Raw genomic sequence first — 26,524 nt, forward strand, 5'->3', positions numbered from 1 at the left:
GCCGGCGCCTAGCCGAAGAAGTTCGCGACGGTCTTGCGCGCCTCGGCGCGGCGGGCCTCGTGCGTAGCGCGGTCCCAGATCACGAGACGGTCGTCGTTGCCCACGACCGTGACCTCGCCCGTGAGATGCGCGTCGGCACGGCAGCTCTCGGGGATGCTGATCCGGGAGGCGGAGTCTATTTTGAGTTCGATTGCCTCCCCGTTCAGCCATTCCCGAACGACGCGGTGCTCTTCGTTGGTCGGGTCAAACCCGCCCTTGGCGACAAACACCGAATCGAGCCAGGCACGGAACGTGTCCTCGGTGAACACGTACACGGCGTCGACCTCCTTCTCAGGAGCGTAGATGACGCGCACCCGCTCGGGAAGCTCGTTGCGAAGTGCAGGCGGTATGGAGAGACGGCCCTTTGCATCGAGATTTCGATCATAGGTACCGGTCAGATACACCGCGTGCACCCCCTTAGGCTTCTCGTGGGCAGGTGCGGGAGCCACCCCGCTGTCGACGCTTCCCATTGTAGCGGGAGAAGCTCCCCTGTGGCCCCATTTTTTCCCACTGGCTCCCCCACCAGCCCCCGCAGACCCCCAAGCGGCCCCACACGGACCCCGCGGGCAACACAAGATATTGGGTTTACGTGCGGCAGCGCCCCCACCGGTCGAGCGTGGGAGGCAAACCTAAACCTTCAAGGTGAGATTGAATCGAATTTCTGTTCGTACCTGCGAGTTTGTGTCGAAACAGAGAACCCGCAGGTCAGTGCAGGGTGGCGTGACAGTGGGGACAGGCTATGTTGTCACGCAACAAAAAAACCTGTCCCCACTGTCACAACATGGGTCAAACGGAACACGTCCCCAAATGACCCATTTTGGGTGCTACGGGAGGCCGGCCCGTGGATGAGCGGAAAGATAGACTTCCTCCAACTGCGTGCGGTCGAGGTGGGTGTAGATCTGGGTCGTCGAGATGTCGCGGTGGCCCAAAATCTCCTGCAGCACGCGCAGGTCGGCGCCGCCGGCGAGCATGTGGGTCGCAAACGAGTGGCGGAGCGTATGGGGGTGCAACCCCTCGATTCCCACCGCGCGCCCATAGCGCTCACAAATGGTGTGCACCGCCTGACGCGAGAGACGCCCGCCGTTCTTGTTGAGAAAGACCGCATCGCCCGGCACCGCACGGCGCGCATGAGCCGCAAGCTCGGCACGCGGGCCGTCGAGGTAGGCTGCGAGCGCCGAGCGCGCCGAGCCCACAAGTGGCACGAGCCGCTCCTTCGACCCCTTGCCAAAAACCCGGGCAAATTCCTCGTCAAGATAGAGGTCGCGCAGGTCGAGCCCCACGAGCTCACTCACGCGCAGGCCGCAGCCGTAGAGCGCCTCGAGCACGGCTCGGTCGCGCGCGCCGGCGGCCGTGGGCGGAAACGGCTGCTCCAGCAGGCGCGTCGCCGCCTCGACCGAGATCGCATCGGGCAGGCGCTCCTCCTTCTTGGGGAGTGCCACCGCAGCAGCCGGGGTCGCGGTGGAAAAGCCCTCACGCAACATGAACGCGTGCAGGCCCTTCACCGCCGAGAGAGCTCGCTCGATAGACGAGTCGGCGTACCCGCCATCGCGACGGGCGGCCACAAAGGCCTCGATGTCGGTGCGCACCACATCGTCCGGCGCGGTGATACCTCGCTCCACGAGAAAGGCCGCGTACGTGGCAAGGTCGCGCCGATACGCGGCGATCGTGTTGGCGGCAAGCCCGCGCTCAACGGTCAGGTAGTCGAGGTAGGCCCGCACCGCCTGCTCCAGCGGGGTCGGAGACGGGGCCGGCACCGAGCCGAGAGCAGCCTCACCCGTACCGCCCGCCGCAGCGGAAACACCGGCACGCGCAGCCCGGCCACCCCCGGCAGCAGGCAATTCGGAAGCAACGCCCGCGCGCTCCGCCATCGCGCCGGCGCGCGCCCCATGCGCGCAGGGCGCGCCGGAGCGGGAAGCCCCCGCGCCCGACGCGCCCTCGCGCTCAGCTATGTCTGTCAGCTGCCCCAAACTTAGCAGTCGCAATCGGCCGGGGCATTCATCGGCGTGACCTCGTGACGGTCCACGCCCTCGTGCCGCGCGATCGCGGCGCGCATAAACTCGCGGAAGAGCGGCTGGGGCTTCGTCGGGCGGCTCTTGAACTCGGGGTGCGCCTGCGTGGCCACAAACCACGGGTGCGCGTCCTCGGGGAGCTCAACCATCTCAACGAGGCGCTCGTCGGGCGAGACGCCCGCGATCACCAGGCCGGCCTGCTCGAGCGTCTCGCGATAGGCGTTGTTGAACTCGTAGCGATGACGGTGGCGCTCGTACACGAGCTCCTCACCATAGGCCTCGCGCGTGAGCGTGCCCTCCGCAAGACGCGCCGGGTAAGCGCCGAGGCGCATGGTGCCGCCCTTGTCGGTCACGTCCTCCTGCGAGCTCATGAGGTCAATGACGGGATAGGTGCAGTCGGACACAAACTCCGTGGAGTTGGCATCGGTAAGCCCCGCGACGTGACGAGCAAACTCGCACACGGCCACCTGCATGCCAAGGCAGAGACCCAGGTAGGGAATCTTGTTCTCGCGCGCATAGCGGGCCGCGGCGATCTTGCCCTCAAGACCGCGGATGCCAAAGCCACCCGGCACCACGATGCCCGACGCGTCGCCGAGCACCTCGGGGGCCGTCTCCCAGCTGAGCTCCTCGCCGTCCACGAGCTGCACGTCCACATGGCGGTCGAAGAAAATCCCCGAGTGGCGGAGCGCCTCGATCACCGAGAGGTAGGCGTCCGGCAGCTGGGTGTACTTGCCCACCACGGCGATCTTGACCTTGTCGGCGTGGCGGTTGGCGTGGTCCTGCTTCTCGAGGAAGCGGTACCAGTCCTCCATGTGGCGCTCGCGCGGCTCCAGGCCGAGGCGCTCGCAAACGCGCAGGTCAAAGTCCTGGTCGGCGAGCATGCGGGGCACGTCGTAGATCGAGGCGCAGTCCTCGTTGGTAAAGACGCAGTCCACGTCCACGTCGCAGAAGCTCGCGATCTTGGCGCGGATCCCATCATCGATCTCGTGGTCGCTTCGCAGCACGATGATGTCGGGCTGAATGCCGAGCGAGCGGAGCTCCTTGACGCTGTGCTGCGTGGGCTTGGTCTTGACCTCGTGCGCGGCGGCGATGTAGGGCACGAGCGACACGTGGATGTAGAGCACGTTCTCGGGGCCGGCGTCCTTCTTGTACTGGCGAATGGCCTCAAGGAAGGCCTGGCTCTCGATGTCACCGATGGTGCCGCCGAGCTCGGTGATGACCACGTCGGAGCCAGTCTGCTCCTCAACGCGGCGGAACTTGTCCTTAATGGCGCCGGTGACGTGCGGAATCACCTGCACGGTGCCGCCCAGAAAGTCGCCGCGGCGCTCACGCGCGATGAGGTTCTTGTAGATGGCGCCCGTGGTGAAGTTGGAGTCACGGGTGAGATTCTCGTCGATAAAGCGCTCATAGTGGCCGAGGTCGAGGTCGGACTCGTAGCCGTCCTCGGTTACAAAGACCTCACCGTGCTGGAAGGGGCTCATGGTGCCCGGGTCGACGTTGAGGTACGGATCCGCCTTCTGCATGGTGACCTTGTAGCCGCGGCTCTTGAGCAGACGCCCCAGCGAGGCGGCCGTGATGCCCTTGCCGAGGGACGAGACGACGCCACCGGTCACGAAGATGTGCTTGGTCATAAGTTTGTACCTGCGCTTTCCCGCTTGGAACTGTGAGTCCTTACGGGTCTTTATCGTAGCACTCGCGCCCGCGGCGCGCGGCGACGTTTTCTCGTTAACGCAGCGGTGACAAACGGAGGCGGCGTCGGGGCGGGGCAACCGGAGTGCCCGCCCCCATCACCAGCCCCGCATCCGACCCCCTTGAGTCACCATGCGATAAGTTGCGAGCGGCGATGCCTATACTCAGCGAGCTCGACCGCTTTCACCGTAAGTGACATGGGATTCTTTGCAAGATTTCAAAAGGCAGCGAAAACATGGACTGGAATGTTAAGCCCCAATCCCACCCTGGTCGCCCTAGATGTTACCCTGGGCATCGCAGGGCAACGTTGCCACGATCTCAATGTGCACCCACTTGGAATCCGTATCAGGGATTGTGTAGTCGACCTTCAGACCCTCCGCTTTGAGCATGTCGACTGCCCTATACAAGAACCTTTTAACGATTGGGATGTCCCAGCAGAGGATAGCAGATGACTTGTCGCTCTCGTATGGACAAAAGTATTTGTTGCTCTTCACGTAGTCAAGAATATCCCCAGACGGCCGCAGAATCCCCTGGTCCGCACAGTCCGACCAGAACTTGAATGAGGTGTAATCATGCTGTTCAAGGTTAAATGACAACTCGGCAATGTATCGACAATTGCTCTTCCGACCGAATATACCCTCACGAAAGTAGAAAGAGCGAGTGCTGATGCTGGATGTCAAATTGTCCTTGATGTACGTCACGAAGCACATCGCGAACTCATCCACCTCTTCCGTCGTTACGGAGTCCCGCGCCCGCTGTAGTTGGTCGGCCTGTCGCGCAGTCGTACTATCAGCCTCGCTTTGTACTTGGCGCAACTCGTCGATAAATGACATTGTCGTGGCCTCCTCCGAACGCTGCACATTGGCAATCAGAGACTTCCATCTTCGTAGTATGGAAGCTTAACCGGTAAAGCTTTCCTGCATGATCCGGGGCACCCAGCTTTTTCATTCTTTAACTTCGTCACTTATGGTAATACCCGCTCCGCTCAAACTTGGGCTCGCAGCACACGTTGATGCCGAGCTTCTTGAGGAGCGCCTCGTCAGTCGCCGAGATGATCACCGAGAAGAACGCGTCGCAGCCACGCAGCTTCGGCAGCCCCGCGAGCACTCGCGCCGCCACCTCGCTCGTCGCCGAGGTGATGGAGAGCGCAATGAGCGTCTCGTCCGGGTGGAGACGCGGGTTCTTGCTCCCCAGCTGCTGGGTCTTGAGGCGGCTGATGGGCTCGATCGCCTCGTTGCTGATCACCTCGAGCTCCAGGTCCACGCCCGTCACGCACTTGAGCGCGTTCATCATGAGCGAGCTCGCCGCGCCGAGGCGCTCGGATGTCTTGCCCGTCACCACCTGGCCGTCGGGCAAAACCATCGCCCCCACGGGCGCGCCCGTCGTCTCCTCCTTGAGCAGCGCCGCCGATCGCGCCGGCGAGAAGTCCTTGGAGACCCCGGCCTTCTTCATGATCATCTTGAGCTTGTCCACGTACTCCTGCCCCGTGCCGGTGCGCTTGACGTGCACCGCAGCGGTAAAGTAGCGCCGCACAATCTCCATCTTGGCGGCCTCGCGGCAAGCGTCGTCGTCGGTGATGGCAAAGCCCACCATGTTGACGCCCATGTCCGTCGGGCTCTGATAGGGGCTCTCGCCCAGGATCTTCTCCATGAGCGCCTTGACCACGGGGAACGCCTCGACGTCGCGGTTGTAGTTGACGGTCGTCTTGCCGTAGGCCTCCAGGTGGAAGGAGTCGATGATGTTGGAGTCGTCAAGGTCGACCGTGGCGGCCTCGTAGGCGATGTTGACGGGGTGCGCGAGTGGGAGGTTCCACACCGGGAAGGTCTCGAACTTGGCGTAACCCGCCGCCACGCCGCGTTTGTGCTCGTGGTAGAGCTGCGAGAGGCAGGTCGCGAGTTTGCCCGAACCGGGGCCGGGGGCCGTTACCACCACGAGCGGGCGCGTGGTCTCTACAAATTCGTTTCGGCCGTAACCCTCCTCCGACACGATGAGGTCGATATCGTGCGGGTACCCCTCGATGGGATAGTGAAGCTTGCAGGTTATGCCGAGCATGGCAAGACGGCGGCGGAACGCCTCGGCAGCCGGCTGCCCGGCAAACTGGGTGAGCACGACTGCCGCCACAGCGAGCCCGTTGGAGCGAAAGACGTCAGCCAGGCGCAGCACGTCCTCGTCGTAGGTGATGCCGAGGTCGCCGCGGGCCTTGTTCTTCTCGATGTCGTTGGCGTTGATGGCTATGATGACCTCGACGTCGTCCGAGAGGCTCTTGAGCATGCGAAACTTGGAGTCGGGGGCAAAGCCGGGCAGCACGCGACTCGCGTGGTAGTCGTCAAAGAGCTTGCCGCCAAACTCCAGGTAGAGCTTGCCGCCAAACTGCGCGATGCGCTCGCGGATCCGCGCAGCCTGCTGCTCGATGTACGTGTCGTTGCTAAACCCCTCGCGCATGGGCGCTCCTTCCGGCGTCGGCCGCCATCGCTTCTTCTTGCGCTTGCCAGTATAGCGGAGCCTCGGGGCGTCAACGAAACCTCCGGACGCCCGCCCGCCAAGACGTTCCACCCCTTAGCAGACAAACCCGCGCGCGGGGACCCGAGGAGCACATTTGTCATTTGGAAACGCGCGAAGATGTCTGCTTGAAGCACGGGCGCATGGGGTACCATATCCCTCGCGGCAATCGCCGCCAAGGTTTCGCGCGCAAGCGCAGCTGCCGGAAACGGCACGAAAGAAAGGCACGTCATGGCACAGGGTACGGTTAAGTGGTTCAACCCCGACAAGGGTTACGGCTTCATCTCTCGCGAGGACGGCGACGACCTGTTCGTCCACTTCTCCGAGATTCAGATGGACGGTTACAAGACCCTCGACGAGGGCCAGGCCGTTGAGTTCGACATCACCACGGGCCAGAACGGCAAGCTCCAGGCTTCCAACGTCCGTAAGCTCTAAACACGCTCGACCGCGCGGCACGCGCCGCGCACGCAACGACTCGGCAGGAGGCGCCCCGCGGGGCGCCTCTTTTGGTATACGACGATGGGGCTTGCGGGACCCGTGCCTTGGGAGACCGGCCCCGCCACGGCACTACCTGCGCTACATGATGTGACCGACCACCTGAAAGCTCCTGCTCGTGTACTGCATGATCTCAAAGGCGTTGCCGTCCGGGTCGTGCACCCACATCTGGTAGGTCTCGGACGGTCCCTTGGAGATCTCGGTGTCAAAGACCACCCCGCGGCGCTCGAGCTCCTCGCGCGCGGCAAAGATGTCGTCCACCGTGAGCGCAAAGTGCGCGTAACCCAGATTCTCCCCCATGCGCGGCGCCGGCCCCTGCCCCTCGTTCTTGGGAAAGAGCTCGACAAACTGGCCCGGTGCGAGCTCGATGTAGACGATGATGACCTTCTCGGGGTCTGCGAGCGCCAGCGCGTGGTAGCCCGACTGTGGACGGTCGAGATAGGCCTTTGCGCGCGTGACGATCTTGAGCTCGCCACCGAGCTTGTTGATGTAGAAGTCCTCCATAGCCTCGAGCCGATCGGTATAGAACGAGACGTGCATGAGGTTGTTGAAGAGCATGGTCGCTACCTTTCTCGAAGGGCCCGCTGACATGCGGGAGGGCGGGCACGGCAGCAGACGGGGCAGCGCGAGACCGCCCTATTCGACGCACAAGAGGGGTCAGTAATAAAAACTTCGCGTCAATGTAAGGATGGAATGACGGTATTGCACGTAGACGGGCAACACGCGCCGGAAAAGATGCAGGTAGAGAACTTGCTCATATTGCGGCTACTTTGAGAAGGCGATTTTCATCCTTACATTGACGCGAAGTTTTTTATTCTGACCCCCCGTCAGCCTCGTTATGGCGGTATGCGAGTGGTCTCGCGGAGTTTCCGGAGCCGGTCCAGACCCCGCGACACCCCGAGAGGCCGGCAAGCCGCCGGGCACGCGCCATCCGCCGCGGCGCGCGAGCTCTAACCATAAAGCAAAAGCCGCCGGTCACCATACGGGCGACCGGCGGCTCCCAGGCAAAGCCGTGCGGGCGGGCTACCCCCGCGATGTGCGTTAGTCGAGGTCGGCGCCGTTGGTGGCGATGACCTTCTTGTACCAGTCGAAGGAGTCCTTCTTGTAGCGCGCGTACGAGCCGGTGCCGTCGTCGTTCTTGTCGACATAGATAAAGCCGTAGCGCTTGCGCATCTCGCCGGTTCCGGCCGACACGAGGTCGATGCAGCCCCAAGTGGTGTAGCCGATGAGGTCCACACCATGCTCGATGGCGATCTCCATCTCCTTGATGTGCTCGCGCAGGTAGTCGATGCGGTACGGGTCGTGCACCGTCAGCTGGCCGTCCTCGCCCTCAACGAGCTCGTCAAAGGCGCCCAAGCCGTTCTCCACGATCATCATCGGCTTCTCGTAGCGGTCGTACATGACCTCGAGGATGTAACGCAGGCCCTTGGGGTCGATCTGCCAGCCCCAGTCGCTCGCCTCGAGGTAGGGGTTCTTGGCGCCGATGGTCATGTTGCCGGCCGTGGTCTCGGCGCCCTGGTGCGTGGTCACGCAGCTCGACTGATAGTAGCTGAACGTGTAGAAGTCCACCGGGCCCTCGGCGAGGTCGATGAGGTCCTGCTCGGTGATGTCGAGGTGCACGTTGTGCTCGTCCCACAGGCGCTTGGCGTAGGTGCCGTACTTGCCCTTGCACTGCACGTCGCCGCAGTAGAAGAGGCTCTTCTCCCACATGTAGCGGTTGGCGAGGATGTCGTCGGGGTCGGGGGTGAGCGGGTAGTCCACCACGCCGCAGATCATGCAGCCCACGCGGTACTCGGGGTCGATCTCGTGCGCCATCTTGACGGCGTGCGCGCTCGCGACAAACTGGTTGTGCAGGTGCTGGTAGGCGTCCTGGAACTCCTCGTCGCTTGCGGGGACCATCATGCCGAGGAACGAGACGGTGTTGTTGATCTCGTTAAAGGTGAGCCAGTTCTTAACGAGGCCCTTGTACTCGGTGAGGATCGTGCGGGCGTACTTGTCAAAGAGCGCGATGGTCTCGCGGTTCTTCCAGTCGCCGAGCTCCTCCTCGATGTAGAGGGGCGTGTCGAAGTGCCACATGGTCACGAGCGGCTCGATGTCGTACTTCTTGAGCTCTTCGAACACGCTGCGGTAGAAGTCGAGACCCGCCTGGTTGGGCTCGTCCTCGATGCCCTTGGGGAAGATGCGGCTCCACGAGATGGACATGCGGAACTGCTTGAAGCCCATCTCGGCAAAGAGGGCGATGTCCTCCTTGTAGTGATGGTAGAAGTCGATGCCGTCGTGGTTGGGATAGAGGTAGTTGTCGAGCACCGCGTACTTGGCGCCCTCGGGGAGCTTGGCGCCCCACTGCGGCATGGCCCCCTCGGTACCGTCGGGCATGCGGTAGGTGATCATGCGCGGCGTATCGACCGTGCCGCCGGTGGTCACATCGGTCTTGGCCGGACCGCGGCCGTCAACGTCCCACGCGCCCTCGCACTGGTTGGCCGCCGTAGCGCCGCCCCACAGGAATCCTTCGGGAAATGCCATGAGATCTCCTCTCGGTTGATTGATACAGGCATGGTTCCAGTATGCCTGCGTGAGGAGGTCAATCGAGGTGGAAATCGGCCAACGGACACTTCTTTTCAAGCCTCTTACCGTTTTGCCTGCACGTGCCTGACACGTTTTGATACGCCCGGATGTGACAATGGGGACAGGTTATTTTGTCACGTGACAGATCAACCTGTCCCCACTGTCACGCGGCCATGCCATCATATCCGCGATGACGGCCTTTCCAGGTGCCGCAGATTGCCGCGAAAGAGGAGGAGACGCGCCTTAGGCGGCGACCGACGATCGGGCGGCTAGGTGCAGTGCCTGGGAGGCCGCTTTGTTAGGAAAACCTATTCAGGCGGTCCTTGACCTCGGTGGTGGAGATGCCGTCGGTGCGGTCGAGGTAGACCACGTCGCAGAGGTCGCGCAGCGCCTCGAAGCGCTCATCGCCCGCCCAGTCGCTCCCCATGCAGACCACGTCCACGCGGTAGGTCTCCACATCCGAGCGCTTCTGCTCCCAGCAGCTCTCGGGAATGACGAGGTCCACATAGCGGATGGCTTCGAGCATCTCGCGGCGCACCTCGTAGGGGTAGAAGCTGCGCTTTCCCTTGCTCGCGTTGAACTCGTCGGTGGAGAGCGCCACGATGAGGTAGTCGCCGAGTGCCGCCGCCCGTTGGAGCAGGCGTATGTGCCCGTAGTGCAGAAGGTCGAAAGTGCCGTAGGTGAGGACCCGCCGCACGCCGACGTGCGGGTGCGCCTCGGCAAAGCCGGGCGCCTGCCGGATGAGCACGCCGCGACCGGCGTCCTCGGGCGAGGCGGGCACGATGGGCGATGATGCCGCGCCGGCCGTCTGCATGTTCAGCTTGTCCTGCTCCGTCATGATGGCCTCCCTGGCCTTAGCGTTTGAGGTAGCCGCGGACCACGTCCACGATGGCGTCAACGGCGCACGCCGCGGGGTCCGGGTCGATGCCGTACCCGCGCGCAAAGGCCGTCTCGCACGTGCGGTCGTACGAGCCGCAGGCAAGGTCGTCTGCAACAAGGTGGGCGAGCGCCTCGGCGTCTGCGGTGGAGATGCCCGGCGCGTCGCGCAGCGGGTCGACGTTGAGCCCGGGCGAGTTGCGGTACTCCTCGATATCGGGCACGTAGAAATAGGTTTTTACGCCTGCGAGCATGGCCTCAAACGCCACGGCCGAGTAATCGGTCACCACGTAGTCGGCCACGGCGAGGGCATCGATCGTGGCGGTGCGGTGCACCACGCGCACGCGCGGGGTGAGCACGCGACCCTCGAGGTGCTCAACGTCGAGCGGATGGGCCGAGATGAGAAGCGCGACTTCGGCAGGGAGCGAGGCATCGAGCGCGCAGACCGCGTCGGCGAGCCACGCGGGGTTGGCGTTGTTCTTGCGGAAGGTGGGCGCGTAGAGCACGACCGGGCGGTTGGTGCGGGTGCGGGTGGTACAGTCGGCGCCTACGCCCTCCCGCTGATCGCCCCGCGACTCATCCAGGGCCGGCCCATCGTGCGCAACGGAGGCGTCGCCCTCCCCCACCGCCGGCAGTGCGGCTATCTCGGCTGCGAGCGCAGCGCTCCGCTCGGCACGCATCCCGGCGTACTCCGGACGCAGCAGGTAGTCGCAGCGCGGCAGGCCGAGCGGCAAAAAGGCGCTCTCGGGGTAGCCGAACGCCTCGGCAAACGCGGGCACCGCGCCCGAAAGCCCGGCAACGATGCAGTCGTAGCCCGCGTGCATAGAGAACGCGCGGGCCGCCTCGGGCGAGCGGCCGGCCGCCGTGTGGAGCGACTGGAAGCCGAACTTCTTGATGGCGCCGAGGGCGTGCCACAACTGAATGCAGGCGGAGCGCCTGGACCCGCGCGGGATGGAAACCGCGGGCACATAGCCGTCGACCAGGCAGACCTCGGCCGTGGCGACATACCAGAGCTGCTTGAGCATCAGCGGGACGGTCATCTCGCCGCCATGCGCCACGCAGCACCAGACGAGTTTGTAATCGGGGAACGCGCGACGGAGCGCGGGCTCCAGAAGCTCAAAGTCAAAGGGGCGGGCAGACTGGCGCGAGAGCAGGGCGATGCACCGGCGCTGTGGAAAGAGGCTGAAGATGCGGAAGATGCCCGAGATCACGAGGGCGGCGAGGCGCATCACCATGCGCACCACCCCGCATGCGCGGCGGTGGTACCGACGCCCACCCGGCGCCAAGCGACGGGGCAGCGGACGCCCCCGCGGCCGCAATCGCATCTGCGCAGACGTCCCATATCCGCATCACCCAAACCCTCGACGGTTCGCAAACGCCCTCCATCATACGCGGTTTGCGCCGCGCGCGCCCACCGGTACCGCCATCTCACAGAGAAACCCAAGGGGTCGTTTGGGACCATAGTGAGAAAAACGCACCCGTCCCCATATTCTCAGTCGGCCTGGAGGAGGCGCTGGTAGGCGGCGAGCCCGCTCGTGAGCACGCGTTCGTCAAAGGTAAAGGTGTCAGCATGGAGCGGAATACCCGTCCCCGTACCGAGCAAGAGGAAGACGCCCGGGAGGTGCTGCTGGTAAAAGGCAAAGTCCTCGGCGATGAGGAGTGGCTCGGGGATACGCCCGAGCCCGGGCAGCGTCCGCTCGACCACCTTATACAGCTCCTCGTTGTTCACCACCGGCGGATAGCCCTCAGAGAAGTTGACCTCAACGGTCACGCCCTCCTCGTCGGCCGCGGTCTGGGCGAGGTCGCGGACCTCGCGGCGCGCGCGATTGAACATCTCCTCGGAGAACACGCGGAGGCTCCCCTCGAGGCGCGCCTCGGCGGCCACGGCGTTGCGGACCGTCCCCGCCTCGAGCTTGCCAAAGCGCAGCGCCATGGGTTCATCCTGCTCGAGCCGACGGCTGAGCCACTTGGACCCCACCACAAAACGCGCCGCGGCCCCGAGCGCATCGCGCCCCTCACGCCACTTGGCGATATGGCTCGAGCGCCCGTGAAAGGCGAGCGTCGTCTCACTCGAGCGCGCCAAGAGCGCACCCGGCCGCGATGCCACCTCGCCCGCCGGCAGGTCGGGCCACAGGTGGAACCCAAAGATGCGCTCGGTTGCCGTCTGCTCAAAGATCCCGCTCGCGCAGACGCGCGCCGCTCCGCCCGTGGTCTCCTCGGCCGGCTGAAACAGAAAAAGGATGTTCCGCGGGAACGACGCCACGCTCATGCCGGGCACCGCGCCGGCGATCACCCGGTCGACCCACGTTGCCGCCGCAAGTGTCATCGCCATGTGTCCGTCGTGCCCGCAGGCGTGCATGCATCCCGCGTGGCCGCTCGCAAAGGGCAGGCCCGTCGCCTCGGTCACGGGGAGAGCGTCCATATCGGAGCGAATGGCTACCGTGTGCGCACGGCCAAGGTCAAAATAGGCTGCAAGCGCGCTATGGCACGGCGTCGAGACCTCGCAGCTGAGCCCCTCGAGCACCCCGCGCACGTAGGCGAGGGTCTGGGGCAGGTCGTCATCGAGCTCCGGGATACGGTGCAGGTCGCGCCGATAGCGCGTGAGCTCGTTGAGCGTCGAGCGGTCGGCATCCTGGTTTGTCATGGTCATCGTCTCTCCCTCATCGCGGTACGGCGGATGCCGTGATGGTGCGGCGGGCGCCACGTTAATGCGGCGGGCACCACGCCGGCTGAAACTCATACTACTCATTATGTTAAGACTTCCCGCGCAGGCGGAAATGCAGCCGCCTATGTTACAGTGAACCCACTCGATAGAGGAGCGGGCGAGATGGTCCGCGGGCGAGCCGGCAGGCAGCGACCCCGCGGAGAGGCGAGTCCGCCGAACTCGGCCGCCCGGGCACGGGCACCGGGTGGGCCCGCGGGAAAGACCCGCTGGACTGTCTGCACGTCCGCAGGAGCGCTACTCGAGAGGGAGACGCATATGTCGCAGCACGATTCTGCACCGTCCGACGCCACCGCGCGAGGCACGTCCGCGCGGCCGGCGACCAAGCAGCCCTTTGTTACCAAAGACCAGCTCGTGCGCATCGCCGAGCGCTACCCCACCCCCTTCCATCTCTACGACGAGGCGGGTATCCGACGCAACATCGAGGCCATCCACGAGGCTTTTGCCTGGAATCCCGGATTCCGCGAGTACTTTGCCGTCAAGGCCAACCCCAACCCCTCGCTCATCAAGATCCTGACCGAGTACGGCTGCGGCCTCGACTGCTCAAGCGCCACCGAGCTCCTCATCGCCGACGGCGTGGGCGTCTCGGGGCACGGCATCATGTTCTCGTCCAACGACACCCCGGCCGCTGACTTTAAGCTCGCGCGCGAGCTCGGCGCCATCGTCAACTTTGACGACATCACGCACATCCCCTTCTTTGAGGAGGTCGCGGGGACCATTCCCAAAACCGTGAGCTGCCGCTTTAACCCCGGCGGGCTCTTTAGGCTGGCCAACGGCATCATGGATAACCCCGGCGACTCCAAGTACGGCATGACGGAGGAGCAGCTCTTTGAGGCCTACCGGATGCTCCTCGCGCGCGGTGCCGAGCAGTTTGGCCTCCACGCCTTCCTCGCGAGCAACACGGTCACCAACGAGTACTATCCCGCCCTTGCCCGCATCCTCTTTGAGCTTGCGGTGCGCCTTGAGCGCGAGACCGGCGCACACGTGGCCTTCATCAACCTCTCGGGTGGCGTGGGCATTCCCTACGAGCCCGGCCAGGAGCCCAACGATATCCGCGCCATCGGCGAGGGCGTGCGGCGCGCTTACGAGGAGATTCTCGTACCGGCCGGCATGGGCGACGTGGCCATCGCGACCGAGATGGGCCGCTTTGTGATGGGTCCCTACGGCTGCCTGGTGACGCGCGTGCTGCACGAGAAGCGCATCTACAAGGACTACCTCGGCGTGGACGCCTGCGCCGCCGACCTCATGCGCCCGGCGATGTACGGCGCCTACCACCACGTCACCGTGATGGGCCAGGCGGGCGGTCCCGACAAGTCCGACCTGCCCGCCACGCACGTCTACGATGTGACGGGCGGCCTCTGCGAGAACAACGACAAGTTCGCCCGCGACCGAGCGCTGCCTGAGGTAGAGATCGGCGACCTCCTCGTTATCCACGACACGGGCGCCCACGGTCACTCGATGGGCTACAACTACAACGCGCGCCTGCGCTCTGCGGAGGTGCTGCTGCACGAGGACGGCACGACCGAGCTCATCCGCCGCGCCGAGACGCCGCTCGACTACCTCGCCACGCTCAATGTGACCGAGGCGGGGCGCGAGGTCATCGCGCGGGCCACCCGCGCGCTCGAGACGGGCGAGCTCGCGGGTCCGTGGGACACCCTTGCAGACGGCCCAGATGGTGGCGCACCGCAGTCGGCGGGGGCAGCGGCCACCGCATCGCGCGCCACCGACGACGCGGCGGCCGCCAGCGCCGACACGCACCAACACGCCACTACCACCGGAAAGGAGTAGGCATGGACATCCGCAACCTGGAGGGCTCGATCGTTGCCCTCGTCACGCCCTTTGACGCGGAGGGGAACGTCGACTTTGACGCACTCGGGCGCCTCGTGGACTTCCACATCGCCCAGGGCACCGACGGCATTCTCACCCTCGGCACCACCGGCGAGTCGTCCACCATGACCGACGAGGAAGACGACGCCGTCTGCGCCTTTGTGGTGGAGCGCGTGGCCGGGCGCGTGCCGGTCATCGCCGGCTCAGGCTCCAACTCCACCGCCACGATGCTCGCCAAGAGCCTCTCGTACCAGCGCCTCGGCGCCGACGGACTCCTCATCATCACCCCCTACTACAACAAGGCCAACGAGGAGGGCATCTACCGCCACCTCGCCACCGTGGCCGACGCGGTGGACGTGCCGTGCATCGTCTACAACATCCCCGGGCGCACCGGCTGCTCGGTGAGCGTACGAAACGTTGAGCGCCTGGCAGAACACGGCAACATCATGGGCATCAAGGAGGCAAGCGGCTCGATCTCCTACGCCTCAGACATCGCGCACGTGCTGGGGCCGGACTTTCGCATGTACTCCGGCAACGACGACATGGTGGTGCCCCTGCTCTCGCTCGGCGCGTCGGGCGTTATCTCGGTTTGGGCGAATGTCCAGCCTGCGCTCGTACACGAGATGGTGGCAGCCTGGTTTGCCGGAGACGTGGCGCGCGCCCGCCAGATCCAAATCGAGGGGCTGCCGCTCGTGCACGCGCTCTTTAGCGAGGTGAACCCCATTCCCGTTAAGGAGGCGCTCGCCCAGATAGGAATGCTCGAGGCCAACTACCGCCTGCCGCTCTGCCCCATGGCCGACGCCACGCGGGAGCACCTGACCGAGACCATGAAGGGAGCTGGTCTGCTTGATTAAGATCGTCGTGATGGGCGCGGGCCGCATGGGCACGCTCATCCGCACCGTTGCCGAGGCTGCGCGCACCGAGGCGGGAGAGCCCGCCTTTGAGGTGGTCGCGCAGATCGGGTTCGACCTGTCCGAGCTCGAGGGCGCACCCGCGGCCGACGCAATCGTGGACTTCTCCAACGTTGCCACGCTCGATGCCGTGGCCGCCTACGTGCGCCGCACCGGGGCCGCCCTTGTATCGGGCACCACGGGCTATTCCGAGGAGCAGCTCGCGACGCTCCGCGCGCTCGGCGAGGATGCGCCGGTGCTGTGGAGCGGCAACTACTCCATCGGCATCGCGGCCCTGCGGCACCTCGTGGCGCAAGCAACCCGCGAGCTGCCCGGCTTTGACGTCGAGATCGTGGAGTGCCACCACAACCAGAAGGTCGACGCCCCGAGCGGCACCGCCAAGATGCTCCTCGACGAGGTCGTGGCCACCGAGGCGGAGGTCGGTGCCGGCACGTACGAGCCGATCTATGGCCGCTCGGGCCTCTGCGGCGCGCGCGACCCCCACGAGGTGGGCATGCACTCGCTTCGTGGCGGCACCGTGGCAGGCGTGCACGAGGTGCATTTCTTTGGGCCGTGCGAGGAGGTTACGCTCACGCACCGGGCCGAGAGCCGCGAGATCTTCGTCAACGGGGCGCTCGCCGCAACGCGGAAACTCGTAGGTATGGCGCCCGGGTTCTATACGTTTGACGAGGTCATGTTCGGGTAGGTGTCTGGGCGAGGGCGAGGGGCCTGCCGACCGGACGCTTCGCCGCCTGCTCGGACAGTCCTCGATTTCCGCGCGCTTTGCGCGGGAATCTGCGGAACTCGCGATCGGCGAAGCGTCCGGTTGGCAGGCCCCTCGCCCCGCAGGATGTCTACCTGGTTGATGCGTCATAGTTGGAGCCCGCTCTCACCTGCAAGGGTTTCCGTGTTGCGCTCGCTTTAGATCAAATAATGCAAAGGTTACTTAGTTGGTACGGTGACGGAAAGGAACGGTTGTTGATGAACGCTCAGGAGATTATTGATTTTATTGCTTCGGCGCCTAAGAAGACGCCGGTTAAGCTGTATGTGCGCGAGAAGCCCGGTCAGAAGGTCACATGGGGTAACGCGCACGTGTATGGTGGGCGTAAGGGCAAGATCGTCTTTGGCGACTGGGCGGAGCTCAAGCCCATCCTCGAGGCTAATACCGAGGCCTTTGACTACGTCGACATCGAGAACGACTGCCGCAACTCCGCCGTGCCGATGCTCGACCTCAAGGGCGTGAACGCCCGCATCGAGCCGGGCGCCATCATCCGCGACCAGGTGGAGATTGGCGACAACGCCGTCATCATGATGGGCGCCATCATCAACATCGGCGCCGTGATCGGCGAGGGCACCATGATCGACATGGGTGCAGTCCTGGGCGGGCGCGCCACGGTGGGCAAGAACTGCCACATCGGCGCCGGCACAGTGCTCGCCGGCGTGGTTGAGCCCGCAAGCGCCACGCCCGTGATCATTGAGGACGACGTCATGATCGGCGCGAACGCCGTGGTCCTCGAGGGCGTTCACGTGGGCACCCGCGCCGTGGTGGCTGCCGGCGCCGTGGTAGTGGAGGACGTGCCCGACGGAGCCGTAGTAGCCGGCGTGCCGGCACGCGTCATCAAGCAGCGCGACGAAAAGACCGACAGCAAGACGGGCCTCGAGGAGAGCCTGCGCCAGCTGTAGCGCAACGCCCCCGGTAAAAAACAACCACTCCAACAACATACGCCCTGACCCGCCTAGAAAAGCAGCAGGTCAGGGCGTTACCCTTTTGAGCGCCACGCCAAGGCGGATGAGCCGCCCCGGAGTGTCCCATTCCTTCTAGTAGAACAGATCGGTCAGAATGAACCCCATTTTTGACCGATTCGTTCTACCAGAAGGGACAAGACAGAAAGAATCGGCCGACGCGAGGGCTAGGTAGAAAGAATCGGACAGAATGCCGCGGATCGAATCGTCGCCATAGGACGAGCAGTGCCTCAACCCCAATCGACCCGCACCCTCTCCCCTGCCCAACCGCCTCCCAGGGCACAGCACGCCCCACCGACACCACCAGTGCCTCTACTCCGGACGATCAAGGAAACGAGCCCGGGGACCACCGAGCTCCTTCCCCTCCCAACCGCCCATAGGGGCACGGCGCGTCCGGCCTCCGCCGGGGCGCCGGCTGAGGTGCGAGGCGAGTCGCAAAGCGAGATCAAAGGCCGCCGAGCCTCGAACCTCAGCCCGCGCACCGGCGGAGGCCGGACGTACGGGAGCCGAACCCTATCGGTTCTCTATGCTGCCGATATTCTTGAGCTCAATCGAGATCAACCCGTTAGGCTCATTCACAAACTGCACGTACTCGGCATTGTTGGCCATCTCGGCCGGAATGGTGATCTCGATGCCCGTGTCGGTGCGGATCTTGAGGTTGCGCACCGCGGCACGCTGCACCTGAGCGCGCTCAACAGGTACGCGCTCGGGCACCTGCTCTTCGCGAAGTGCCTGCTTGACGGCGTCGCGGAGCACGGGCTCGTCCTCAAACGCCTCGTCCACCACATCCCACGGCGGCAGCTCCTCGTCCTCCTCAACCGCCTCGACCATCGCGGCTTTTGCGGCAGCGAGCGCCGTGACGGTGTTGGCCCCGTGCTCCTCGGCAACCTCGGCTACCACGCGGGCGACGGTGTCGATAACCTCCTTGGAAGAGACGCCCTCCGAGCACTGGAGCAGCCCGTCGGGGATGAGCATCCGGTCCTCGCCGGCGATGCTGCGCGCCTTGTCCTGGTAGAGCACCTCGAGCGAGCTCGCCCGCACGAGGGCATAGCTCGTGAGCTTCTGCGAGGGCGCGGGCAGGATGGCGTAGTGGCGTGCGATGTCGCAGGTGGTGCCACCTTGGGCGTTGTCGACCTCGTGCATAAAGGCCATACGGCTCGTGAGGAGGAGCACGGCGAACCACCGGATGTCGTCATCGTCGTCAAAGTCCGCCACGAGCACGTCGGTCGACACGAGCTTATCGGCGCGCGAGAGCTCGCCGGCAAGAAACTCCGCTACCTGCTGCGAGAGGTCGAGAAACTCCCGCTCGCCAAAGAAGTAGCGCTTGAGCTCCTCGGCAAAAGCACTCTCGGGCGCAAAGGCGCCGCGCCGGTTGTCGGCCGCCATGCGGGCGCGACCGAGGTGCTTGGTCACAAACGAACGCACCGCCCGCGTGTCGAGGGCAAGCTCGCGCTCCGAGAAGATGTTCACCGCCGAGTCAAAGTCGAGAACGTGCAGCACAGCATGGTTGATCTGCATGAAGGCTCCTTGGGTCGGGTAGCGTGGCGCACCGCGCAAGCCGTTGCCATACACGGGCAACGTCATAGGGCGCCGAAAGCTCAGACAGTATAGCGCGACTCGCCCCGTGGGCGCCAAAGCGACACGCGGCGCCTACGCCCCGCCCTCCGTACGGTCCAAGAGATGCGCGAGCTCGTCGAGCGCGTCCACGTCAACGGGCTCGCCGAGCGTGGCGTGCTCCGATGCTGCGTCCTCGCGCGCGTCACCCGCTGCACGGGCAGCGGAGACCGCCGCCTCACCTGCCGAGCGCGCCGACTCGGCGAGCTGCCCGGCGGCATCTGCCGCGCGCCCCGCGGCACGCCGGGCAGAGTCGGAGACCTTCCCCACCGTCGCCACCCTAACAAGCGCCGCCACGGTACGCTTGATGAGGTCACGCGTCTCGGGCGTCACCTCACTCGCCGCCGCGAGCATCTTGGGCAGGCTCTCCTGCCAGTTGTCGCGAATCTCGGCAAAGTAGGTGGCATCCGTAGCCCCAAAGATCGAGAACGCAGCATCGATCACCCGGCCGCGCTCCTCGGGCGAGATGCGCGCCATCCAGGCAGCGAGGGTGGAATCGAGGTAGCGGGCGCCAGCCGAGATACGCTCGACCCGCCTAAAGTCATCGCCCTCCACTACCCACGAGAAGGGGTTGTGCTGCATGAGCGAGAAGCTCGTGCTGTCGACGATGGCGTAGTCCTCTTGGTCTTCAAAGATCATGCCAAAGATCGAGGAGCGCGGGAGCGTTTTGTCGATGCGCTCGCGCATACGCGCAAACCCCGCTCCACGCAGGAACTTCTCGTTAAAACCGGGTCCATCGTGCGAAAAGGCGCGGACGATGCGGTCTTGCAGCCGGTGCGGGCACATGATGGCCGCATAGACGGCAAGGTTGCCGCCCTTGGAGTGACCGCCCACGAAGAGCGGACCAGGGCAAGCGAGCGCGGCCTCCTCAAGATACGCCGCCGCCGAGACCTGCGCCGGCACGGGGCTCTGGAAGGCCATGTTAAAGTCTTCCTTCCAGCCCACGAGCGTCGAGTCTGTGCCGCGGAAGGCCACGTAGACACCCCCGTCGGGCAGAAGGAAGGTCATCGCGGCAAACTGCTCCTCCGCGACCTCTGAGAAGCACGTGCGGTAGCCCGCCACCCGCATGTCGCGAAAGCGCGGGCTCGCGCACACCGCCATGAGGAGCTCACGGCTGCCCTCGGGGTCCCAGCTGTCACCGAACATCGCCGGAAAGTCCTCCGCGCGCAGGAGCTCGCGCACGGACAGCCCCTCCCAGCTGCAGAACCCCGCATAGAGCGGGCCGTCCTCGGGCAGGCGGAAGTAGGAGATCCACGAGAGCACCAAGCTGTCGACGGCACAAAGCGGCCGCGAGTCCAACGTATCCAATTGCGTTTGGACGTAGGTTACGAAGTTCCCCTCCCGATGCGCGCGGTCCGGCGCAGACGAATCATCCGCACCGGACCCACGGGCGCTACCGGCACGACCGGCCGGTAGCGCAAGAAGAGGGCGCGTCGCGCGTCCCCCGCGCTGTGCCACAGAGGTCTCCTACGCCTCGAAATCGACCTGGGAGATGATCTCCTTAAGGGCGGTCGCCGACTTCTGGAGCTGGGCCATCTCACCCTCATCGAGCGAGACGGGCACGCGGCAGACCACACCGTCGCGGCCCACGACCGTCGGCAGCGAGATGCAGAGGTCCTCGAGGCCGTACTCGCCCACCATGAGGCTCGAGACGGGCAGCACGCAGTCCTCATCGTGCAGGATGGCCGTGCAGATGCGCTTTACGCTCATGGCGATGCCGTAGTAGGTGGCGCGCTTCTTCTCGATGATCTCGTAGGCGCTGTTCTTTACCTCCTCGGCGATGCGCACCTCGGCCGCACGATGATCGAGGTGCCCGTGGAGCTCGCAGAAGGTGCTGAGCGGCACGCCGGCCACCTGCGCGCTCGACCACGCTACAAACTCAGAGTCGCCGTGCTCGCCCATAACGTAGGCGTGCACGTCGCGCGGATCAACATCGACGTGCTCGCCGAGCATGTACTTGAGGCGGGCGGTGTCGAGCACGGTGCCCGAGCCGATAACCTGGCCCTCGGGTAGGCCCGACATGCGGATGGCCGCATAGGTGAGCACGTCAACCGGGTTGGAGACGATGAGCAGCACGCCCGAGAAGCCGCTCTTGCGAATCTCGGGGATAATCGTCTTAAAGATGGCGACGTTCTTGTTGACGAGGTCGAGGCGGGTCTCGCCGGGCTTCTGCGCCGCACCGGCCGTAACCACGACGATGGCGGCGTCGGCAACATCGGAGTAGTCGCCGGCGTAGATCTTCATGGGGCTTGCAAACGGCACGCCGTGCGCGATGTCGAGGGCCTCGCCCTCGGCGCGGTTGCGGTCGACGTCGATGAGCACCATCTCGGAGAAGAGTCCGCTCTGCATGAGCGCAAACGCCGAGGACGAGCCCACGAAGCCGCATCCCACGATGGCAACCTTGCGATCGTTGATCATCTTTCCTCCTTTTGCATCCCCGGCGGGAGCCGGGTGCACGGGGTCAACTGACACGACAGATTATCTCCCAAATTGCGATATCCCAACCATCACATTCCGCATACGGCAAAACGGGCGGCGCGACGGGCGTCGCGGACGACCGTCCGCGGACTCAGCGAATGCCCGCCGCCTCGATGGCGTCGACGGCGGCGCGCAGCCCCTCGGGCGGCAGCACGAGCGCCATGCGCACGTAGCCCTCGCCGTGCGGCCCAAAGCTCGCCCCCGGGGTTACCACCACGCCCGCGCGCTCCATGAGCTCCTCGCAGAAGGCAAGGCTGTCGGTGCGCCCGCCCGGGAGCTTGGCCCACACAAACATCGTGCCGTGCGCGTTGGGGCGCTCCCAGCCGATGCGCTCGAGCCCGTCACAGAGGGCGTCTCGACGCTCCTGGTAGAGGTGGCGCTGGTGCTCGACCTCGTCGAGCGGCCCCTCGAGCGCGGCGATCGTGGCACGCTGGATGGGATAGAACATGCCGAAGTCGGTCTGTCCGCGGAGCTTGGCGAAGGCAGCGACCACGTCGGGCCGGCCCACCAAGAAGCTCACGCGCGCGCCCGTGACGTTAAACGACTTGGAGAGCGAGAAGAACTCCACGCCCACCTCGAGCGCACCGGGACGCGCAAGGAAGCTCCCACCGCGCGGGCCGTCGTAGACGATGTCGGAGTAGGCGTTGTCATGGACGATGAGGAGGTCGTGCTCGCGAGCGAAGGCGATGATCTCGTCGTAGAGCTCGGGCGTGGCCACGCTCCCCACGGGGTTGGCCGGCAGCGACACCACCATATACTTGGCGCGATCGGCCACCGCAGGGTCGATGCCCGCAACGTACGGACGAAAGTCGTGCTCGGCGGCGAGCGGATAGTAGACGCACTCTCCGCCCGCGATCTTGACCCCACCGGCAAAAACCGGGTAGCACGGGTCGGGCACGAGCGCGGTGTCGCCCGGATCGAGGAGTGCAAGCGCGAGCTGGCCCATGCCCTCCTGGGTGCCGGTGCACGAGGTCACCATCTCGGGCGTGATGTCCTCAACCCCGAAGCGCCGCTTGTAGTACGCGCAGACCGCCTGCTTGAGCTCGGGAAGGTCGCCGAGGCTGTACTTCCAGTTGTCCGGGTTGCGGGCGGAGTCGATGAGCGCCAGCACCACGTGGTCGTAGGGATGGAAGTCGGGCGTGCCCACCGAGAGGTTGTAGATGGTCCGCCCCTCGGCCTCCAGCGCGAGGCGCCGCTTGTTGAGCGAGGCAAAGACCTCCTCGCCAAAAAGATCGAGCCGCTTAGAGAACTGCATGATGGTTCCTTTCTCGAGAGGAGCGAATAAAAGCAACGGTGTCGGAAAGCCCAGCTTTCCCACGTGCCGCAAAGGGGTCAAACGGAACACGTCCCCAACTGACCCACAGCAACGGCCACGGCCTTTCGAAGACCAAGGTGGCGTGCTACAACGAGCCGGCGCCGGGCTTCTGTAGTGCCCGGGATTGGCCTGAAAGAGGAGGGAGCACGCCTTGCGTGCGGCGACCGACGATTGAAGGCCAAGGTCGGGTGCTACAGAAGGCCGGCAGTTAGAAGAGGTCGTCGATTTCCGCTAGCCACACCCTCGCGCTCGCGTCGCTCGGCATGCGCCAGTCGCCGCGGGGCGAGAGCGTTACCGACCCCACCTTGGGCCCGTCGGGCAGGCAGCTCCGCTTGAACTGCTGGGCAAAGAAGCGCCGGTAGAACACGCGCAGCCAGGAGAGGATCGTCTCGCGGTCATAGTCGCCCGCAAACGAGCGGCACGCCATGCGGAAGATCTTGCCCGGCGTAAAGCCAAAGCGCAGCAGGTAGTAGAGGAAGTAATCGTGGAGCTCGTAGGGGCCCACCAGGTCCTCGGTCTTCTGGGCAATCTGGCCGTCGCCCGTCGGCGGCAGCAGCTCCGGCGAGACGGGGGTGTCGAGGATGTCGAGCAGCGTCTCCTCGATCTGTCCGCCAAAGACGCCTGCCGCGTAGCGCACGAGGTGCCGCACGAGGGTCTTGGGCACGCTCGCGTTGACGGCGTACATGCTCATATGGTCGCCGTTGTAGGTGGCCCAACCGAGCGCAAGCTCGGAGAGGTCGCCCGTGCCGATCACAAAGCCGCCCTGCTGGTTGGCGAGGTCCATGAGAATCTGGGTGCGCTCGCGCGCCTGGCTGTTCTCATAGGTGACGTCGGTCTTGGCGGAATCGTGCCCGATATCGGCAAAATGCTGCTCCACAGCCGCGTGGATCGAGATCTCGCGGAAGTCGCAGCCGAGCGCCTCGGCAAGCGTCTGGGCGTTGGTCTTGGTGCGCACCGTCGTGCCAAAGCCTGGCATCGAGACCGCAGTGATCCCCTTGCGCGGAAGGCTCAGCAGGTCGAAGGCGCGGACCGTCACGAGCAGGGCGAGTGTGGAATCGAGCCCGCCCGAGAGGCCGATGACGGCGTGGCGGGTGCTCGTGTGCGCGAGGCGCGTGGCGAGGCCATGAGCCTGCAGGTTCAAGATCTCCTCGCAGCGCTCGGCAAGGTCGCCCCTATCCTCCGGAACGAAGGGCGCCTGCGGAAAGACCCGGTCCGCTTCAAGGGCAGAGCGCAGAACGACCGTGGCCTCAGCACGCTCCTCGGGCGCGCCCGCAAACGAGAAGCCGACCTCCTGCGTGCCGCCGCGGGAGAAGAGCGGACGCTGCCAAGTGGTGGAACGCCGCCGCTCGGCTACAAGGCGGTCGAGGTCGACGTCGGCGACCGCCATATCGCAGCTAAAGAGCGGCGTGCGGGCAAGAATCGAGCCGTTCTCGGCCACAAGGTTCTCCCCGGCAAACACGAGGTCGGTCGTGGACTCGCCCTCCCCCGCGTCGGCGTAAAGGTAAGCGCAGAAGAGCCGCGCCGACTGCTGCGACACGAGGCTGTGGCGATAGGCCGTCTTGCCGATGACCTCGTCAGAAGCGGAGGCGTTCATGATGACCGTTGCGTCCTGCTCGAGCGCCATGGCCACACTCGGCGGATCGGCGACCCAGAGGTCCTCGCAGACCTCCACGCCTATCGCCACGGCGCCCATTCCCGGGTCGGTACAACGGTAGACAAGGCCCGAACCCAGCGGAACCATCCCGCCGGCAAAGCTCACGAAGCTGCCGCCCCTCAACGGCGCGGGGGTAAACCAGCGGCGCTCGTAGAACTCGCCGTAGTTGGGAAGGTAGGCCTTGGCGGTCAGGCCGATGAGCCGGCCGGCGCAGCACGCGGCGGCGCAATTGTAGAGCGCAGAACCGTGCGCAACGGGCACGCCGACCGTAAAGAAGACCGGCAGTTCGGCCGTCTCGGCAAGGATGCGAGAGAGCTCGCGCTCACACGAGCGCAGGAGTGTGCGGTCCAAAAAGAGGTCCGCGCAGGTGTAGCCCGTAAGGCAGAGCTCGGGGAGCGCCAGCGCGCTTACGCCGCGCTCGGCCGCAGCGCGTACGGTGGCGATGATGGCATCCGCGTTGCCCTCCACATCCGCCACGCGGATACGGGGCGTCGCCGCCGCCACGCGGAAGAACCCGTCCCCGCCGCCCGCGCCGGCACCGTTGCCAACGCCGGCGTACACCAGCTCGTCCATCTCGTCTCCTCTCGCCGCGGGCCCTGCCCGGCTGTGATTCACGGCCCCCATTGTACCGCCGCGTGCGCGCGTGGGCGCGACGGGGAGCCCGGGCGTTGCCGACGGGCGGGGCGCCGTCCCGGCCCTCGCGCCGCGGCGCCCTCGCGATGCGCCGCGCCGCTGCGGCCCCGCGGCGCCCCGTGCCGTATCTGTCCATCCCGCGCTCTTCTTGCATGCCGCCCCGCCGGATGCCCCCGGCGGGTATCACCTCTGTGGAATCGGCCTCACGAGCGCGCCGGCGCACCGCGGGCGCGCTACCGTGAAAGCCCGAACATTCCTGCCATGAACGGAGGCACTCGAACCATGGCTTCTACGTATATCGATCCCGACCAGCAGCAGCGCACGCGCGTGGTCACGCGCGACGACTCCCCCACCTCGACGGTACTGCCCGCCTCAAAGGCTGTCGGCTACACCCAGCCCATGCAGGTTAAACGCAGACTGCTAGACGATATCTCCATCCCACAGGTCATCGCCGGTGCCGCTGCCGCCGCGACCTCGATGGTGCTCGCCTCGCAGATCGGTATCGCCGGCTCGGTGATCGGCGCCGCGATGAGCTCGGCTGTTACCGTCATATCGTCGCAGCTCTACCGGCGCTTCCTCGACGCGAGCGCCGAGAAGCTCAAGCGCGGGAGCGATGCGCTCAAAGACGCCGCCTTCTCTCATGCGGGGGCAAGCGATTACCCGCAAACGACCGGCAGCGTGCACCCGAGCGATACGTGCCTGGGGAGAGCCTCCGACGCAGCGGACGCCACGCGACTTATGACCACCCCGGGAGTGAACGGTCAGCCCATCCACGGCGCCCGTGTGGCACCAGCCAAGCTCCGCGCGCGAGCAGCGGCCGAGCGGAGTGAGAGCCAGCGCAAGGTGGTTCTCTTCTCCGTCGCAGCAGCAGCCGCTGCCGTTGCCATCTGTACCATCGCTATCCTCGTATTTACGGGCGGCGCGGGCATTGGTACCAAGACCGAGCCGCTCTTTGCCCCGCAGGCGACCGTTGACGAGCCGGCGGCCAACTCAAACGACACTGAAACCGCGGGCACCGCGCCCGCACCCGAGACGACGTCGCCGGATACGGCAAAGCCCCAGTCGCCGAGCGCTGACAGCAGTACCCCATCGAACGGCGCGGTGAATTCTGGCACGTCAACGGGCACGACAGGGGACTCCGGCACCGGCTCGTCCGATTCCAACAGCTCGGCCGGCATGGGAGGGACCCCCGGCACCGATACAGGCACGGGAAACAGTGGGGCTGCTAGCGACGGAACCTCCAGCGGCAGCGGTGCAACCTCCAACAACTCGACGGCAGGCAACACATCCGGCGCCATCAGCGGAACGGACGGCACCGGCGGCGCGGGCACCGGGACGAGCTCGGCGTCCTCGAGCAGCTCAGGCCAGTAGCCGTTCGGCCGAGGCGGTCCCCAAAGAAGGGATATCGTTGCCGCGCCGGGCTAATCGGCAGCCGGGCAAACCGAGATGCGCAGGTCGGAGCCTATCCTCCCCTTC

21 protein-coding genes and 1 riboswitch are annotated in these 26,524 nt (G+C 65.4%); of the genes, 6 read left to right on the forward strand and 15 right to left on the reverse strand.

The genetic code is table 11. The features are described 5' to 3' along the window. Positions 1-8: 8 nt before the first annotated feature. The 5 genes from B5G20_RS07100 to B5G20_RS07120 form a co-directional block, all read right to left on the reverse strand. Positions 9-509 carry a division/cell wall cluster transcriptional repressor MraZ gene (locus B5G20_RS07100; protein ID WP_239286916.1) on the reverse strand — a complete coding sequence of 167 codons (501 nt, stop codon included), beginning with the start codon at positions 507-509 and terminating at the stop codon, positions 9-11. A gap of 354 nt (positions 510-863) precedes the next feature. Continuing rightward, positions 864-1,907, reverse strand: a complete 1,044-nt coding sequence (locus tag B5G20_RS07105) for a site-specific tyrosine recombinase (RefSeq protein ID WP_087356216.1) — start codon at positions 1,905-1,907, stop codon at positions 864-866. Between the two features lie 101 nt (positions 1,908-2,008). Continuing rightward, the gene (locus tag B5G20_RS07110) at positions 2,009-3,679 is read right to left on the reverse strand and encodes a CTP synthase (protein ID WP_087356218.1); all 1,671 of its coding nucleotides are present in this window, start codon (positions 3,677-3,679) and stop codon (positions 2,009-2,011) included. A 333-nt stretch (positions 3,680-4,012) separates the two neighbouring features. Then, the gene (locus B5G20_RS07115) at positions 4,013-4,570 is read right to left on the reverse strand and encodes a hypothetical protein (protein ID WP_087356219.1); all 558 of its coding nucleotides are present in this window, start codon (positions 4,568-4,570) and stop codon (positions 4,013-4,015) included. Between the two features lie 127 nt (positions 4,571-4,697). Beyond that, complete coding sequence (locus B5G20_RS07120) at positions 4,698-6,179, reverse strand: DUF1846 domain-containing protein (RefSeq protein WP_087356220.1); 1,482 nt, start codon at positions 6,177-6,179, stop codon at positions 4,698-4,700. Positions 6,180-6,467: 288 nt separating this feature from the next. Between B5G20_RS07120 and B5G20_RS07125 the strand changes: the two genes are divergently transcribed. Beyond that, positions 6,468-6,671, forward strand: a complete 204-nt coding sequence (locus B5G20_RS07125) for a cold-shock protein (RefSeq protein ID WP_087356221.1) — start codon at positions 6,468-6,470, stop codon at positions 6,669-6,671. Positions 6,672-6,812: 141 nt separating this feature from the next. Here the strand turns inward: B5G20_RS07125 and B5G20_RS07130 are convergent, their stop codons facing one another. From B5G20_RS07130 to B5G20_RS07150, 5 genes are all read right to left on the reverse strand, one after another. Then, on the reverse strand, positions 6,813-7,289 hold the full coding sequence (locus B5G20_RS07130; RefSeq protein WP_087356222.1) for a VOC family protein: 477 nt from the start codon (positions 7,287-7,289) through the stop codon (positions 6,813-6,815). 483 nt (positions 7,290-7,772) lie between these two features. Then, positions 7,773-9,254 (reverse strand): family 1 glycosylhydrolase, encoded by a 1,482-nt coding sequence (locus tag B5G20_RS07135; RefSeq protein WP_087356223.1) that lies wholly within the window; start codon positions 9,252-9,254, stop codon positions 7,773-7,775. 340 nt (positions 9,255-9,594) lie between these two features. After that, on the reverse strand, positions 9,595-10,134 hold the full coding sequence (tagD, locus tag B5G20_RS07140) for a glycerol-3-phosphate cytidylyltransferase (protein ID WP_342636430.1): 540 nt from the start codon (positions 10,132-10,134) through the stop codon (positions 9,595-9,597). 16 nt (positions 10,135-10,150) lie between these two features. Further along, positions 10,151-11,407 carry a CDP-glycerol glycerophosphotransferase family protein gene (locus B5G20_RS07145; protein WP_158094418.1) on the reverse strand — a complete coding sequence of 419 codons (1,257 nt, stop codon included), beginning with the start codon at positions 11,405-11,407 and terminating at the stop codon, positions 10,151-10,153. A gap of 257 nt (positions 11,408-11,664) precedes the next feature. Beyond that, positions 11,665-12,822: an amidohydrolase gene (locus tag B5G20_RS07150; protein WP_204207705.1), complete on the reverse strand. Its 1,158-nt coding sequence runs from the start codon at positions 12,820-12,822 to the stop codon at positions 11,665-11,667. A 153-nt stretch (positions 12,823-12,975) separates the two neighbouring features. Then, positions 12,976-13,142: riboswitch (Lysine riboswitch) on the forward strand. Between the two features lie 10 nt (positions 13,143-13,152). Here B5G20_RS07150 and B5G20_RS07155 point away from each other — a divergent pair. The 4 genes from B5G20_RS07155 to dapD all read left to right on the forward strand — a co-directional run bounded on the left by B5G20_RS07155 (position 13,153) and on the right by dapD (position 17,294). Beyond that, positions 13,153-14,682, forward strand: a complete 1,530-nt coding sequence (locus tag B5G20_RS07155) for a diaminopimelate decarboxylase (RefSeq protein WP_087356225.1) — start codon at positions 13,153-13,155, stop codon at positions 14,680-14,682. A 2-nt stretch (positions 14,683-14,684) separates the two neighbouring features. Further along, entirely contained in the window at positions 14,685-15,575 is an 891-nt protein-coding gene (dapA, locus tag B5G20_RS07160; protein ID WP_087356226.1) for a 4-hydroxy-tetrahydrodipicolinate synthase, read from the forward strand. After that, entirely contained in the window at positions 15,568-16,317 is a 750-nt protein-coding gene (gene dapB, locus B5G20_RS07165; protein WP_239286917.1) for a 4-hydroxy-tetrahydrodipicolinate reductase, read from the forward strand. The genes dapA and dapB overlap by 8 nt, the downstream gene beginning before the upstream one ends. A gap of 275 nt (positions 16,318-16,592) precedes the next feature. Then, a complete protein-coding gene (gene dapD, locus B5G20_RS07170; protein WP_087356227.1) occupies positions 16,593-17,294 on the forward strand; it encodes a 2,3,4,5-tetrahydropyridine-2,6-dicarboxylate N-acetyltransferase in 702 nt (233 codons plus the stop codon). Between the two features lie 573 nt (positions 17,295-17,867). On the opposite strand, the gene B5G20_RS07175 is transcribed toward dapD, so the two are convergent. The 5 genes from B5G20_RS07175 to B5G20_RS07195 all read right to left on the reverse strand — a co-directional run bounded on the left by B5G20_RS07175 (position 17,868) and on the right by B5G20_RS07195 (position 24,988). Beyond that, positions 17,868-18,872: a nucleoid-associated protein gene (locus B5G20_RS07175; protein ID WP_087356228.1), complete on the reverse strand. Its 1,005-nt coding sequence runs from the start codon at positions 18,870-18,872 to the stop codon at positions 17,868-17,870. A gap of 132 nt (positions 18,873-19,004) precedes the next feature. After that, positions 19,005-20,276 carry an Mbeg1-like protein gene (locus B5G20_RS07180; RefSeq protein WP_239286918.1) on the reverse strand — a complete coding sequence of 424 codons (1,272 nt, stop codon included), beginning with the start codon at positions 20,274-20,276 and terminating at the stop codon, positions 19,005-19,007. 159 nt (positions 20,277-20,435) lie between these two features. Further along, on the reverse strand, positions 20,436-21,386 hold the full coding sequence (locus B5G20_RS07185; RefSeq protein WP_087356230.1) for an L-lactate dehydrogenase: 951 nt from the start codon (positions 21,384-21,386) through the stop codon (positions 20,436-20,438). Between the two features lie 151 nt (positions 21,387-21,537). Beyond that, positions 21,538-22,701 (reverse strand): aminotransferase class I/II-fold pyridoxal phosphate-dependent enzyme, encoded by a 1,164-nt coding sequence (locus tag B5G20_RS07190; RefSeq protein ID WP_087356231.1) that lies wholly within the window; start codon positions 22,699-22,701, stop codon positions 21,538-21,540. 268 nt (positions 22,702-22,969) lie between these two features. Then, the gene (locus tag B5G20_RS07195; RefSeq protein WP_087356232.1) at positions 22,970-24,988 is read right to left on the reverse strand and encodes an NAD(+) synthase; all 2,019 of its coding nucleotides are present in this window, start codon (positions 24,986-24,988) and stop codon (positions 22,970-22,972) included. Between the two features lie 342 nt (positions 24,989-25,330). On the opposite strand from B5G20_RS07195, the gene B5G20_RS07200 reads away from it, so the two are divergent. Then, the gene (locus B5G20_RS07200) at positions 25,331-26,419 is read left to right on the forward strand and encodes a hypothetical protein (protein ID WP_087356233.1); all 1,089 of its coding nucleotides are present in this window, start codon (positions 25,331-25,333) and stop codon (positions 26,417-26,419) included. Positions 26,420-26,524: the final 105 nt, after the last annotated feature.

Origin of the sequence: Collinsella sp. An7 (assembly GCF_002159335.1) — a bacterium.
Classification (GTDB): domain Bacteria; phylum Actinomycetota; class Coriobacteriia; order Coriobacteriales; family Coriobacteriaceae; genus Coprousia.

Bases quoted from the DNA above. Each gene is read 5' to 3' on its own strand.
- B5G20_RS07100 (WP_239286916.1), bottom strand. From the start codon at position 509: ATGGGAAGCGTCGACAGCGGGGTGGCTCCCGCACCTGCCCACGAGAAG.
- B5G20_RS07105 (WP_087356216.1), bottom strand. From the start codon at position 1,907: ATGGCGGAGCGCGCGGGCGTTGCTTCCGAATTGCCTGCTGCCGGGGGT.
- B5G20_RS07110 (WP_087356218.1), bottom strand. From the start codon at position 3,679: ATGACCAAGCACATCTTCGTGACCGGTGGCGTCGTCTCGTCCCTCGGC.
- B5G20_RS07115 (WP_087356219.1), bottom strand. From the start codon at position 4,570: ATGTCATTTATCGACGAGTTGCGCCAAGTACAAAGCGAGGCTGATAGT.
- B5G20_RS07120 (WP_087356220.1), bottom strand. From the start codon at position 6,179: ATGCGCGAGGGGTTTAGCAACGACACGTACATCGAGCAGCAGGCTGCG.
- B5G20_RS07125 (WP_087356221.1), top strand. From the start codon at position 6,468: ATGGCACAGGGTACGGTTAAGTGGTTCAACCCCGACAAGGGTTACGGC.
- B5G20_RS07130 (WP_087356222.1), bottom strand. From the start codon at position 7,289: ATGCTCTTCAACAACCTCATGCACGTCTCGTTCTATACCGATCGGCTC.
- B5G20_RS07135 (WP_087356223.1), bottom strand. From the start codon at position 9,254: ATGGCATTTCCCGAAGGATTCCTGTGGGGCGGCGCTACGGCGGCCAAC.
- tagD (WP_342636430.1), bottom strand. From the start codon at position 10,134: ATGACGGAGCAGGACAAGCTGAACATGCAGACGGCCGGCGCGGCATCA.
- B5G20_RS07145 (WP_158094418.1), bottom strand. From the start codon at position 11,407: ATGGTGATGCGCCTCGCCGCCCTCGTGATCTCGGGCATCTTCCGCATC.
- B5G20_RS07150 (WP_204207705.1), bottom strand. From the start codon at position 12,822: ATGACCATGACAAACCAGGATGCCGACCGCTCGACGCTCAACGAGCTC.
- B5G20_RS07155 (WP_087356225.1), top strand. From the start codon at position 13,153: ATGTCGCAGCACGATTCTGCACCGTCCGACGCCACCGCGCGAGGCACG.
- dapA (WP_087356226.1), top strand. From the start codon at position 14,685: ATGGACATCCGCAACCTGGAGGGCTCGATCGTTGCCCTCGTCACGCCC.
- dapD (WP_087356227.1), top strand. From the start codon at position 16,593: ATGAACGCTCAGGAGATTATTGATTTTATTGCTTCGGCGCCTAAGAAG.
- B5G20_RS07175 (WP_087356228.1), bottom strand. From the start codon at position 18,872: ATGCAGATCAACCATGCTGTGCTGCACGTTCTCGACTTTGACTCGGCG.
- B5G20_RS07185 (WP_087356230.1), bottom strand. From the start codon at position 21,386: ATGATCAACGATCGCAAGGTTGCCATCGTGGGATGCGGCTTCGTGGGC.
- B5G20_RS07190 (WP_087356231.1), bottom strand. From the start codon at position 22,701: ATGCAGTTCTCTAAGCGGCTCGATCTTTTTGGCGAGGAGGTCTTTGCC.
- B5G20_RS07195 (WP_087356232.1), bottom strand. From the start codon at position 24,988: ATGGACGAGCTGGTGTACGCCGGCGTTGGCAACGGTGCCGGCGCGGGC.
- B5G20_RS07200 (WP_087356233.1), top strand. From the start codon at position 25,331: ATGGCTTCTACGTATATCGATCCCGACCAGCAGCAGCGCACGCGCGTG.